Genomic DNA, 13,030 nt, shown 5'->3' with positions numbered 1-13,030 from the left:
AAATGAATGAGCAAAACTAAAATCAAATTAATTATTTTAAAAACAAACCTAGTGCGCTTAGGTTGAAACAGACTTTTTTAACTTTGATTGGTATTGTTTTGGAGTCATTCCCTCAATAGATTTGAAGGAAGTATAAAATGTAGATTTAGACGAAAAACCAACTTCTTGAGCTAGACCAAATAAAGTGAATTTTTGATGCTCATCTTCTATTAAATGTTTTTTAAATTCCTTTATTCGCAATTGGTTGATGAAATGATAAAAGGTAGTATCTGTATTATCATTAATTAAAATAGAAATAACCCGTTTTTTCATTTTCAATGCAATCGATAAATCATAAAGTGTGAGGTTTTTTTTAGCGTATAATCTTTCTATGATGATTGTTTGTTTGAATTGTTCAAAATCATTCTTTGATTGTTTTTTTGATTGAACAAACATATTCTTATTAAAATTATCTATAAAATAATTTGAACTAATACCACTAAAAATTTCGAATTGATAAAACCCATTTAAACCTATAAGATAAACTAGTGAAAAAGGTATAAGTGAATAAATAATAGAAAACAGTATTTCCAAATCATCAGCTCTTTTGGTAGGGATAAGGGCTTCGATGAACTCAAAAAAATGAAAAAAGAAAACGATTAATAAAATTAATTTTAGCCATGACAGCGTTTTAGATTCAATATTAGAATAAAACTCTTTAACATGGCTATTATGTACATGTAAAATTTTAAAAAAATATACTAATAGAAACAGATTAAATAGATAGAAAATTTCATGAAAATGAATAAGGATCAATATTTGATTTAGATTTTTAAAATAAATTGTTAAATTTATTAAAACTCCAGGAACGAATAACAAGTACCACCAATAATTTAAGATTCTTCCTATTGTTTTATTTAAATAAAAAAATAGAAAAATAAGAAAGAATAATGACACATCGAATTGAAATATTTCTCGCTCATATATATCATATACAATTCCTTTAAAGGTTATATAACCTATGCAAAAAAGAAATAAACTCAAGTAAAAATTTCCGCTGTTATTTTTAATCTTTGAAGAAAAAAATAGGATTCCAAACATAATGGAAGATCCAAAAGTTACAAGGTCAATTATTGTAGATAATTCAATCATAAAAAATATTACTAAACATTAATCTAAATTAAATATTAATCGAAATAAAGTATTGATTTATTGCCTCTTAAATAAAGAAAAAAGTTCGTTAGCATTAAACGAACTTTTTTTATGAAGTTAACCTGTTCAGTAAAGATAAAACCCTTGACATATCGAACCTTAAATCTCAACCCTATATTTAGATTAATTCATTCCTTTAAAGGAAATAAGAATGATTCGAATACAAAAACGGTTACACTTTATAATAGTATAACCGTTTTATTGTTTTAGTAGCGGGAACTGGACTCGAACCAGTGACCTTCGGGTTATGAGCCCGACGAGCTACCTACTGCTCTATCCCGCGATATTGGACTGCAAATATACAACGCTTTTTAATTTTAACAAGCATTTTAAACAAAAAAACACCCAGAAAATCTGAGCGCTTTAAACCAATTATAAATAAAACTTATTATATTAATTATCGTCTTCCTCAAAATCTAAAGTCGCTAATGCGCCCTTAAGATTCGCTTCGTCTAAATCAAAATCTACAATATTCGGCAATTGTTCTTTCAACATTACATAGTTACCTTTAAAACCGTTATTACTCAACAATAACGTTTTTAAGTTTGACAATTGTGCAAGTTCTCCTGGTAAATTACCATAAAATGCATTATTTGATAGTACCAACTCTTCTAACTGAGTTAACTCACCAATTGATGAAGGAATGGTACCTAATAAATTATTATCAAAAACACTTAATACTTTTAATGATCTTAAGTTAGATACTGTTGAAGGTATCTTACCCATAAGATTGTTACTACTAAGTATTAAAGTCTCTAACTTTGTAAGATTTCCAATTGAAGCTGGTATCTCACCAAAGAAATTATTATTGTAAAGTTCTAATGCTTTTAAATTTTCAAGATTACCTATGCTAGCAGGTAATGCTCCACTAAGATTGTTAGAAAATAATAATAGCTTCTCTAATGATTTAATTTCTGTAATACTTTCAGGTAACTGACCTTCTATTTTATTGAAAGAAAGATTTAACACTTTTAAAGAAGTAAGAGAAGACATTTCTTCTGGCAGTTCTCCTTTTACATTATTGAACGTTAAATTTAAAGCAACAACTTTGTCATCTTGCACAGTTACGCCATACCAATCAGAAATTGGAGATTCTAAATCCCATGATGTTTTCCAATCATTACCATTGGTAGAATTGTAAAGTGCCAACAAGGCTTCTTTTTGATTTTGTGGAACCTGTGCAAATGTAAATGCAGAAAGCAAGCAACACAACAAAGTCAATTTTAAGGTTTTCATACTAGCAGATTTCTGTGGAGGGACACATTTCTTAACCAAAATTAATAATAAATCGTTGAAATAACTATTTTTTTCGATGAAATGCATTATTATTTTATAACCTATTGATAATAAGCACCTTATAAAATCACTATTGTTCTATATTTTCAGCTTGAAAACTCAATATTTCCTGACCTTCACAAGACACACTAATCTGTATAGGATTGCAACATATCTCGCAATCTTCTATATAATTCTGGAAATTTTGGGAGAAATCAATTAACATGGAGATTTGTTCCCAGCAATAGGGACATTGAAAAAAATGTTCATGCATCACACATACAATTAAAATTTGACATTTAATAATTCACCGCTAATTTGCAGCACCACTATTTCAGCTAATTTCGCATCATATTTTGCCTGGTTGCGACTAAGTTCAGTGTTAAGTAAATTTAATTGGGCTTGTCTAAACTCTATAGACGTCACCTGGCCTAATTTAAATTTCTCTTGAGTACGATTAAAATTATTTATTGCCGTCCTAATATTTTCTTCTTGAACACGATAAATCTTTAGCCTGTTTTGATAATCATCCCATGCATTATTGAAATTTCTTTCAACGTCTAGTCTTAATTGCGCTTTCTGTAATTTTAGATTTTCAAGATTAATCTTTGCGTTTTTTACTCTTGTAATGGTTGAACCACCATCAAACAAATTCCAACTAAAATTAACTCCTGCTGACAACCCAGTGTTTGTTGAAACAGCTACAAAAGAAGCCGCATTATTATTATTCTCATTCCAACCATAAGAACCTGTTAAACCAACTATTGGTAAATAACCAGATTTATTAGCTTTAACTGTAAAGTCATTTATTGCAAAATTCTTCTCATTCTGAATTATAGTTACATTATTATTTAAAACCTTTTCTAAAAGTTCTTCCTTATTAAGTTGCATAAGAAACGTAACAGAGGTATCAACAGCAAACTCTCTTTTAACAGAATTCCCTGTTACAACATTTAAATCGCGTTTGGAGTTAATAACATTTTGTTTAGAAGTAATTACATTAATGCTATCATTATTAATATCTACCTGAGCATTTAAAACATCTAACTTTGTGTTTTGCCCATATTGAAATTGGTATTCTGATCGCACTAGCCTGTCGTAAGATATCTCTAAAGTTTCTTCAAGGGATTTTAAATTTTCAGCACGCCTTGCTACATCATAATAAACGGTTAACAACTGTAAAATTGTATTTTCAATTGTTTCTCGTGCTTGTAATTCGCTTAAATTATATTCTTCCTTTAATCTCTTAAAATCGTAGTAACGACCTAACCCATCAAATAATGTATAATTAAGATTTAGACCTGCATTATATCTTGAACTTTCTGCTCCATTTAATGAAGTAGATTCACCATTACTGAATTCTGCAGAAATATCGTCCTTATTAAATGTTGCACCTGCATTACCAGTTAATGTTGGCAAATAACCAGAGTTTAAAACACTTTTATTATTCTCAGCAACCTCAACATTATTATACGCAATCTTAACGCCATAGTTGTTTTCTAGAGTAAGTTGAATCGCTTCTTCCTTAGACAAAATATTTTGTGTATAAAGATTACATCCTATTAAAACTGTAATACATACTATGTAAATTCTCTTTTTCATTTGTCGGCATTATTCAATTGTTCCTGCTCTATATTATTAGTACCTTTTGATGTCCCTAAAAGCGCATCCTCTTGAAGCCTATATCCTTCCTTTTGTTCTTTTATAGCACGTTCCACTTCTTCTTTAGAAATAGCATCACCTGTCCAAAGCCACTTCATATTCATTTTAACAAAATTATTGAACGATAAGAAAATGGGTAGCAACACAAGAGTTAAAACTGTTGCAAATCCAATACCATAAGCAATTGAAATCGCCATAGGAATCAAGAATTGAGCTTGTCTGCTCTGTTCAAAAATCAGTGGGGCTAATCCTGCGATGGTAGTTAATGAGGTTAAAAAAATAGCTCTAAAACGAGATCTTCCGGCTTCATATAAGGCATCATCAAAAGATAACCCCCTTTTTAGATTGCTATTAAATTTACTTATCAATACCAATCCATCATTAACCATAATACCGATTAGGGCGATAATACCCAACATTGATAAAATATTCAATGGGAAATCATGTATCCAATGCCCCCAAGCTACTGCAGGCAAACTAAATGGTATTAATGTAAGTAATATTAAAGGCTGACTATAACTTCTAAAAGTAAATGCAATAACGATGTAAATTAGTGCCAAAACCGTCCAGCCAACTGGCCCTAAAGAATTCATTAATTTCAAACGTTCTCTATTCTGTCCCTCATATGATGGTGTTACCGTAGGATATTTAGATAATATTTCTGGCATTATCTCATCCCTTATCTCTGCCATAATATCGGTCGAACTTGTTTTTTTAGTATCTTTTATATCTGCAGAAATCTGGATTTCTCTTCTACCCTCTAAGTGGTTTACTGCCACATCTCCACGTTCAATAACATAGGTTGCAATTTCCTTAAGAGGGACTTTTTGACCACTAGGTGTGGTGATCCTCATATTATCTAAATTATTGATAGATGAGCGATTTTCTCTTTCGTACCTAACCCAAACTCGGATTTCATCTTGTCCCCTTTGAAATCTCTGTACTTGATTACCAAAAAATGCAGAACGTACCTCAGACATTACGGAACGTAAATCTAATCCTAATGCAAAAGCATTTTCATTGAGTCTTAGACGTATTTCTTTTATACCATCAGGATCATTATCAGTTACATCTTTAAGGAGAATGTTATTTTCTAAATTTTGCTTAAGCTCTGTCTTTACAGCTTTAAGCTCAGCTATATTGTATCCTAAAAGTGATACTGATACTGGTAATCCTCCAAAATTACTACCACTACCGTATACTATGCTTTCTGCACCAAATATTGGCCCAACTCGTTCTTTAATGCGATTAGATACCAGGTCTGAGGTAATATTATTTGGTCGTTCCTCACCAGGTAACAGATTAATAACAAGAGACGCTGTTGAAGAACCTGGCCCTATATTCTTAATCATGTTTTCAACCAAGTATTTATCGGTATTTTCCCCAATATACTCATCATTGATTTCCTTAGTTACTATCTTGGCATTAGACTCTATAAAAGAAATAATGCTATCTGTAACTTTTTCATTAGTACCATTTGGCATGTTTAGGGATATCTCGACTCTATCACTAGCAATCCTAGGAAAAAATGCACTTCTTATAATACCAGCTTGAAAACTTGCGTTAGTCAAAATATAAATAACTATAAAAAAGGAAAAGGTTAAAAATCTATTATTTAATGCAAATTTTAAGAATGGACTGTACATCTTATCTCTCAACCATTTCATTATTTTATCACCAAGGGTATTGATGTCTCTCAATTTTGAAAAAACATTTTGAAATATCCCAGCCAAACCTGTTTTCTGCTTTTTGGTTTGAGTTCTCAGTGCTTTGGAATGTGCAAGGTGTGCAGGCAGTATTATAAGTGCCTCAACTAACGAAACCACTAAGGTTAAAATTACAACTACTGAAACCTCACCAAAAAATTCACCAATTTGTCCATCTAAAAATAAAAAGATTCCAAATGCAAGGATTGTGGTTAAAATGGCAGATACAATAGCTGGTAATACCTCCATTACACCGTCAATAGCGGCTTGCTCTGGAGATTTTCCTCTTTCATAATGCTGATAAATATTCTCTGCTATAACAATACCATCATCTACCAGAATACCAATTACAATGATCATTCCGAATAATGAAAGTACATTAATGGTTACATTAAAATACCCTACCAACATAAACATCCCAGCAAATGCAACTGGTAGACCAACTGCAACCCAGAATGCCAATCTTGTATTTAGAAATAAGGATAAAAAAGTTAATACCAGAATCATCCCTATTATTGCATTCTCGGTAAGCAGCTCTGTGCGTTGTACCAGCGTAGTAGATAAGTCCCTAACTACATCTAATTGTACATTATCATATTTCTGATTAAAGTCCTTGATATAAGCCTTAGTCTTTTCGGCTGATGTAATTAAATCTTCAGTATTGGTACTAGTAATCGTTATATTGATAGATAAGTTGTCGTTAAAATAATTGGCATTTGGTGTTTCGGAAAATTGATCCTTAACAGTGGCGACATCCTTAAGCTTAATTTTTCTACCTAAAGCATCTGATTTTACTACGAGATTAGATAATTCATCAGCATAATAGGATCTATTATTGGCTCTTATTAGATACTCTTCATCGTTTGTTTTAATAGTTCCACCTGTGGTAATTAAACTCGCTTGATTTACAGCTTGCGCAACCTCAGCAAATGTTAAATCGTAAGCTAACAAATTGGTTTCATTAACAGCAATTTCTATTTCCTCATCTGGATAACCTGAAATTTGAATTTGTGAAATCCCTTCAATACCTCTAAGATCATTCTCAACCTGCCTTCCAATTTGTTTTAATGTAGATAATGGTATCTTTTTACCACTTATTGCAAATGTTATAGTAGGTCTTAATGCCTCTCGCTTCGATACAATTAGTGGTTCCATTCCTAATGGAAAGGATGGTACTCTATCAACGGCATTTTTAACTTCTAACAACATAAAATCAATATCCTTCCCTTTTTGGATTTCGACATTGATATTACCACTATTTTCTCTAGAAGTTGATATTACACGGTCAACTCCATTTAGTCCCTTTAGATTATCTTCAATCTTTAATATTACACCCTCTTCAACCTCTTGAGGCGATGCACCTGGATAAGTAACATTAATACTAATAGTTTTTGAATCTACTAATGGAAAGAAAGATGATTTTAGCTTTAATGCACCAAAAAATCCAAAAATTAGAAAGGACCACATTACTACATTAACAGCAACGCTATGCCTAATAAAATAAGCAATCAGTTTTCTCATTACTTATTAAGTTTTTCTTGGTTTGTTTCTTCATTTACGTTAAACGTAAATGGTTTAACCAACATCCCGGCATATGCACCTGGTGTAGGTTTTGCAAGAATGGTCGTACCATTTGGTATATTTTTCAAAACCACCTTTGTATCAGAAAAGTAAACAGGTTGTACATCTATAATATCTAAAATACTATCCCTAACAATAAATATTTGCTCACCATCCAACATTAAATTTCTATTGATTTCATAGGCATTTGGCTCTTGCTTGGCATTTAGGTTAGCTTCGAGATACATACCTTCTTTTAATGATTCGTTCTTAACCTCAACAAAAGCTGTTATGGTTTGTGTTGTTGCATCGATACTACCATTAACACGTGTAACCATACCAGAATATGTTTCCGTTTTATCAATATTATTCAATTCTACTTTTTCTCCTACATTTAAAAGACTTGCATAGGCTTTACTTAACGCTACTTCCATCTCATAAACACCGGGAAATATAAATTCTCCCAATTTTTGTCCATTTCTAATTAAAGAGCCTTCTGTAACTAGCGCCTCAGTTAATATTCCCGAGAATGGTGCTTTAATATTATACTTTGCCAGTCGTTGCTCCAGATTTTTAACACTATAATAATTTGAAACTATTCCTCTGCCAGTAATAAAAAAATTCTCCTTCTCCGAATTCATTGCAGGGAGTTTTGGTATTGATTTATTGAGATCAAAACCGTTTAGATATGACTGCCACTTGCTATAAACTTCAGGAAAATCTAATCTTAAATCTGGCATTATTGCCGCAATAGAATTATACAGATTACTTTTTGCTGACTGTACACTTGCATAATACTCTGAAGCATCTATGCGTATAAGTGTTTCTCCATTTCTGAATTCTTGACCAGGCCTAAAGAGTTTGTTTCCTGTTTTAAAAACACCTTGAACTTCCGAAAAAAGTTCAACTCTGCGTTTGGCAACTAAACTTCCATTTGCAGGAATAACAATATTTACATTTGAATTTTGAACCGTATCGATAAAGACGGTTTTAATAACCTTTTCTGGAGTTGGTCTTTTTCGATTATTTTTTTCAATTATTATTTGACCTAAGAAATAAGCTCCTACAATAAGTAAAACCCCTAATAGGGATAGTATAATTTTGCGCATGTGATGGTTTGTTACAGTCTACAAATTTACCTATAACAAAGTGCTAAGCAGTTAAAATAATCTTAATTGTTAAAATTCTCAATTTCTTCTTGAACCGTCTCCCATTGTATCATCAAATCTTCTAATTCAGCCTTCTTAGCCTGGTACAAATCAAAAAAGTTTGGGTCGGAAGCAGTTACCTCATAATTAGTTTCTAGAGCAACATCATCGTTTTTAATATCTTTTTCTAGCTGATTAATTTTTGATTCTACTTTACTCAACTTATTGTTAAGTGATTTTAACCGTTTTTGGTCTTCATAGCTTTGCTTATTACTCTCCTTGGGTTTAGATGCAATTACTGTTCTTTTTTCAGCCTCTCTGAGGTTCTCTATATTTCTTTGTTCTAAATAAAAATCAATATCTCCAAGATACTCTTTGATTTTTTGGTCTTTAAACTCATACACAACTTCGGTTAAACCTTGAAGAAAATCCCTATCGTGTGAAACCAATATCAATGTCCCTTCAAATTTTTTCAATGCCTCCTTTAATACATTTTTAGATTGAATATCTAAATGGTTAGTAGGCTCATCCATTATTAAAACATTAAGTGGCTGTAATAATAACTTTGCGAGGGCCAATCTATTCCTTTCTCCTCCAGAAAGTACTTTTACATATTTTTCAACTTCTTCACCTCTAAATAAAAATGAACCTAGTATATCACGAACTTTACTTCTATTAGATTCATTGGCAACATCTATCATAGTATCCAAAACACTTTTATTTCCATCTAAATACTCAGCTTGATTCTGAGCAAAGTAACCTATTTGAACATTGTGTCCCAAGGTTAAATTGCCTTTATGTTTAATTTCTCCAACAATGATTTTGGCTAATGTAGATTTGCCTTGCCCATTTTGACCCACAAATGCAGTTTTTGTATCACGGGCAATAGTTAAATTTACATTGTTGAGCACCTGCAAATCTCCGTAATTCTTTGAAACATTCTCTAGCTCAATTACAACTTTACCTGGAATTATAGATATAGGAAACTTTAATGTCATTACACTGTTATCATCTTCATCTACTTCAATTCTGTCAATTCGGTCTAATTTTTTTATCAGTGATTGAGCCATCGAAGCCTTAGAAGCCTTGGCCCTGAATTTTTCTATGAGTTTTTCAGTTTGTTGAATTTGTTTTTCCTGATTCTTTTGGGCAGCAAGTTGTTGCACCTTCATTTCATTTCTTAGCGCTAAAAATTTAGTATACGGTTTTTTATAATCGTATATACGTCCTAAGGTTATTTCAATGGTTCTGTTAGTAACATTATCCAGAAACATTTTATCATGAGAAACGATAACAACTGCACCACTGTAGTTTTTTAAAAATGACTCCAACCAAATAATCGATTCAATGTCTAAGTGGTTGGTTGGCTCATCTAGTAATAATAAATCATTATTTTGAAGAAGTAATTTGGCTAACTCTATTCTCATACGCCAGCCTCCCGAGAACGTATCTGTTAATTTATTAAAGTCTTCTCTTTTAAATCCTAATCCTTGAAGAATCTTTTCAGTTTCACCTTGATAATTGTACCCACCTAATATTTCGTATTTGTGCTGAATCTCATTAAGGCTTATCATCAACTGATGGTAGAACTCGCTCTCAAAGTCGGTTCTCTCGGCTAATTCAGTATTAATTTTCTCTAGCTCAAATTCGCAATTTTTAATATTCTTGAAAGCTTCGTAAGATTCCTCCAATACTGTTTTACCGAATTCAAAATCAATATCCTGTTTGAGGAAACCAATTTTTAAGTCTTTGTCTGCAGCAATTTGTCCAGAATCGTAATCTTGTTCCTTTGATAAGATTTTAAGCATTGTAGATTTACCTGCCCCATTCTTACCAATTAGTCCAATTCTATCTCCAATACCAAGTTTAAAGGTTATGTCTTTAAAGAGGTATTCTCCTTGAAATGAAATGGATAAATTATGGATATTTAGCATAAATTTTCTATAAATTACAATTAGCTTAAATGTCACAATTGTTACAACAATAGAGCAATAAAAATTTATCTTTGCTCTATCTTAAAGAACGCAAAATTAAAGGTTTTTAGTTATGATTAGAAAAGGAATGAGACTTTATAGTATTCTTTTCGGTGCATGTCCAAAATGCCATGAAGAATCCATGTATGTGAACCCTAATCCATATGCACTATCAGAAACCTTAAAAATAAACGACGAATGTTCACACTGCCATACAAGATACAGAATGGAACCCTCATTTTTTTATGGCTCTATGTATGTAAGCTACGCAATTGGAATTGCATTTGCGGTAACGGCATTTGTAGTAAGCTATAATATTTTTGATTCTTCCCTAGACACTGCTTTCATGGCAATAATTATTACTCTCATTGCTCTGATACCAGTAATTATGAGGCTTTCACGTAATATTTGGATTAACCTTTTTATGAAGTATGATAAGAATTTAGTTAAGAAGTAAAACGTCTAAAATCTATTTCTTTATCTAACTCGGCATTATTCTCTATAAAATCGTACAGTTCATTTGCTACATAAGGTGCAATCATGACACCTCGTGTACCTAAACCATTCAGGACATATATGTTTTGATGGTCTTTATGTGCACCAATCAAAGGTCTTCTATCCTTAACTGTTGGTCTAATACCTGCTACATGATCTACGACTTCAAAATCGCATTTAATGAATGCTTTTAATTTTGATGTTAATTCTTCCTTTGCTTCTTCAGTTGGGTTATTTGATTTGTCAGTCCAATTATAGGAAGAGCCGACTACGTAATTATCTTGACCAAGAGGTATTATAAAGACCGAAGACTTAATTGCAAAATCAATTTTTAAATCTGGGGCCTTAATTGTTAAAACCTCACCTTTGGTTCCATTTAACGGAATATCTTTAAAAAAGGGATTATTCTTTATGCCAAATCCTTCAGCAAAAACAACTTTCTTTGCTTTTACATTGTTGTAAGAAACCTCTAGATCATTAATGCTTAGATTTTCATAGACGAATACCTCATTCCTTAGGCTATCCATTTCTTTTAAAAACTTTTTATAGTAAGTTATCAAGGTCTCTGTATCTAGTCTTCCTGCTTGGAGGACCTCTCCAAATCCTAATGGCGCATCAACATTTATATTTGAATTCTTGATTATTGTTGTAGATAAGTACGATTCTAAGGATGGCTTATCTGTAGCAGAAAACCAAAGATTTTGTTCTTCAGTTGAGGCAAATAGTCTTAATATTTGTAGTTGATAATCTATTTTTATACCTAGCCTCTTTTCAATACCCTCGTAAACTGGCAAAGCAATACTGAGTTGCTTTTTGGCTTTCCATACTTCTGTAAATCGTTTCAAAACAACAGGGTTATATAATCCAGCTGCCACTAATGACGATTGTTGTGAGCAATCATCAAACACGACGAAAGAATGGCCGTTTTTATACAACTTTTCACAAAACGAAATACTCGCAAGACCACAACCTACCACAATATAATCAACTTCTTTCATCAATGTAAAATTAATATATCTAGAGACAAGCTAACGATAAACGCTTAATTATTGCATAAAAAAAGCTCACCAATGGTGAGCTTTGATTTTTTTGTGATGCGTTTAATAACTCCACATATCTTGTTCAAAGTTTCTGATTTTATCTTTTATTCGTTCAGATTCTAAGAGTTGCATAAGAGCATTCTCAGCGATGTACTCCTTAACTTCTCTATCGCCATAGACATTCTCTTCCTTGTAAATTAATCCATGGAATCGATGACTATTTAGGAGATGATCAAAAGAAATTGGTACCGCACTATTCTTATTATTGAATGCTTTTGATTCGTGCAATATATCTCTAATTTCAGGAACAAACACCCAGAATAGTCCTATTGGTTCTTTGTTTGCTTCATCCTCAGAATCAATAAAGTTAACATCTGGTGCCGCTGGTGCAAGTGCCAAGATACGATACTTCATCTCACCTTGACGCTTATCAAAATACCACATTCCTTTAATTAGATAAGACTTAATATCAAACGCTTCAATATTACGTGTTGTAATATATTCAGGATCAATATATCCATCAGCATTGAACTGATCATATCCTACGTCTAAAGTATCCGTTTTGGTCATAGATGCCATTAAATCTTTCTGAGTAAGTTCATTAGTAAAATACGAATCACTATACACTTTAGAAATCATACCACTATTAATGTTGTCCATTAACACATGGTAAAGAGACCTTCTATCCTTACCAATATTGTTAGTATCTATCGGAAAGTATAATGGAAAGTTTGCACGTTCATCTAGGACTACGTTCTCCCAAATGATCTTAGAAAATAAAATATCTCTATCACCAACATAACCGTATTCTAAAGGTTTATCATTATCCAAAAGAAACTCAGCTTCTGTTTTCATGCCTATTTCTTCAGGTATCTTAGCGTTTAGAATATTCGCTTGAGCAAACATAGTGTTGATGGCTAAAAGCCCAACAAACGTTATTAATAATTGCTTTATTTTCATTGTCTTCATTTTATTAATTT

Annotated in this window: 10 protein-coding genes and 1 tRNA gene; 1 reads left to right on the top strand and 10 read right to left on the bottom strand. The window is 31.9% G+C overall.

What is annotated here, in order from left to right; genetic code table 11:
* Nucleotides 1-57: 57 nt before the first annotated feature.
* The 8 genes from DUZ96_RS12880 to DUZ96_RS04050 form a co-directional block, all read right to left on the bottom strand.
* Nucleotides 58-573, bottom strand: a complete 516-nt coding sequence (locus tag DUZ96_RS12880) for an AraC family transcriptional regulator (protein WP_181855222.1) — start codon at nt 571-573, stop codon at nt 58-60.
* Between the two features lie 828 nt (nt 574-1,401).
* Nucleotides 1,402-1,474, bottom strand: a tRNA-Met gene (locus DUZ96_RS04080).
* A gap of 110 nt (nt 1,475-1,584) precedes the next feature.
* Nucleotides 1,585-2,427: a Two component regulator three Y domain protein gene (locus DUZ96_RS04075; protein WP_258774312.1), complete on the bottom strand. Its 843-nt coding sequence runs from the start codon at nt 2,425-2,427 to the stop codon at nt 1,585-1,587.
* Between the two features lie 130 nt (nt 2,428-2,557).
* Nucleotides 2,558-2,740 (bottom strand): CPXCG motif-containing cysteine-rich protein, encoded by a 183-nt coding sequence (locus tag DUZ96_RS04070; protein ID WP_114300681.1) that lies wholly within the window; start codon nt 2,738-2,740, stop codon nt 2,558-2,560.
* Nucleotides 2,741-2,751: 11 nt separating this feature from the next.
* Complete coding sequence (locus DUZ96_RS04065) at nt 2,752-4,068, bottom strand: TolC family protein (protein WP_114300680.1); 1,317 nt, start codon at nt 4,066-4,068, stop codon at nt 2,752-2,754.
* On the bottom strand, nt 4,065-7,355 hold the full coding sequence (locus DUZ96_RS04060; protein WP_114300679.1) for an efflux RND transporter permease subunit: 3,291 nt from the start codon (nt 7,353-7,355) through the stop codon (nt 4,065-4,067). Before DUZ96_RS04060 ends, DUZ96_RS04065 begins: the two co-directional genes overlap by 4 nt.
* A complete protein-coding gene (locus tag DUZ96_RS04055) occupies nt 7,355-8,503 on the bottom strand; it encodes an efflux RND transporter periplasmic adaptor subunit (RefSeq protein WP_114300678.1) in 1,149 nt (382 codons plus the stop codon). Before DUZ96_RS04055 ends, DUZ96_RS04060 begins: the two co-directional genes overlap by 1 nt.
* A gap of 62 nt (nt 8,504-8,565) precedes the next feature.
* The gene (locus DUZ96_RS04050) at nt 8,566-10,476 is read right to left on the bottom strand and encodes an ABC-F family ATP-binding cassette domain-containing protein (RefSeq protein ID WP_114300677.1); all 1,911 of its coding nucleotides are present in this window, start codon (nt 10,474-10,476) and stop codon (nt 8,566-8,568) included.
* 112 nt (nt 10,477-10,588) lie between these two features.
* Between DUZ96_RS04050 and DUZ96_RS04045 the strand changes: the two genes are divergently transcribed.
* Complete coding sequence (locus DUZ96_RS04045; RefSeq protein ID WP_114300676.1) at nt 10,589-10,972, top strand: DUF983 domain-containing protein; 384 nt, start codon at nt 10,589-10,591, stop codon at nt 10,970-10,972.
* On the opposite strand, the gene DUZ96_RS04040 is transcribed toward DUZ96_RS04045, so the two are convergent.
* Both DUZ96_RS04040 and gldN read right to left on the bottom strand, forming a co-directional pair.
* Nucleotides 10,962-12,008 carry an FAD-binding oxidoreductase gene (locus tag DUZ96_RS04040; RefSeq protein WP_114300675.1) on the bottom strand — a complete coding sequence of 349 codons (1,047 nt, stop codon included), beginning with the start codon at nt 12,006-12,008 and terminating at the stop codon, nt 10,962-10,964. The genes DUZ96_RS04045 and DUZ96_RS04040 overlap by 11 nt on opposite strands.
* A gap of 102 nt (nt 12,009-12,110) precedes the next feature.
* On the bottom strand, nt 12,111-13,010 hold the full coding sequence (gldN, locus tag DUZ96_RS04035) for a gliding motility protein GldN (RefSeq protein ID WP_114300760.1): 900 nt from the start codon (nt 13,008-13,010) through the stop codon (nt 12,111-12,113).
* Between the last annotated feature and the right edge of the window lie 20 nt (nt 13,011-13,030).

Origin of the sequence: Winogradskyella sp. KYW1333, assembly GCF_003335675.1 — a bacterium.
Classification (GTDB): domain Bacteria; phylum Bacteroidota; class Bacteroidia; order Flavobacteriales; family Flavobacteriaceae; genus Winogradskyella.
Note: the sequence above shows the minus strand (reverse complement) of the source record. Positions and strands in the feature narration are given on the sequence as shown.

Coding starts and splice junctions, on each gene's coding strand:
- DUZ96_RS04075 (WP_258774312.1), bottom strand. CDS start 2,427: ATGAAAACCTTAAAATTGACTTTGTTGTGTTGCTTGCTTTCTGCATTT.
- DUZ96_RS04070 (WP_114300681.1), bottom strand. CDS start 2,740: ATGCATGAACATTTTTTTCAATGTCCCTATTGCTGGGAACAAATCTCC.
- DUZ96_RS04065 (WP_114300680.1), bottom strand. CDS start 4,068: ATGAAAAAGAGAATTTACATAGTATGTATTACAGTTTTAATAGGATGT.
- DUZ96_RS04060 (WP_114300679.1), bottom strand. CDS start 7,355: ATGAGAAAACTGATTGCTTATTTTATTAGGCATAGCGTTGCTGTTAAT.
- DUZ96_RS04055 (WP_114300678.1), bottom strand. CDS start 8,503: ATGCGCAAAATTATACTATCCCTATTAGGGGTTTTACTTATTGTAGGA.
- DUZ96_RS04050 (WP_114300677.1), bottom strand. CDS start 10,476: ATGCTAAATATCCATAATTTATCCATTTCATTTCAAGGAGAATACCTC.
- DUZ96_RS04045 (WP_114300676.1), top strand. CDS start 10,589: ATGATTAGAAAAGGAATGAGACTTTATAGTATTCTTTTCGGTGCATGT.
- DUZ96_RS04040 (WP_114300675.1), bottom strand. CDS start 12,008: ATGAAAGAAGTTGATTATATTGTGGTAGGTTGTGGTCTTGCGAGTATT.
- gldN (WP_114300760.1), bottom strand. CDS start 13,010: ATGAAAATAAAGCAATTATTAATAACGTTTGTTGGGCTTTTAGCCATC.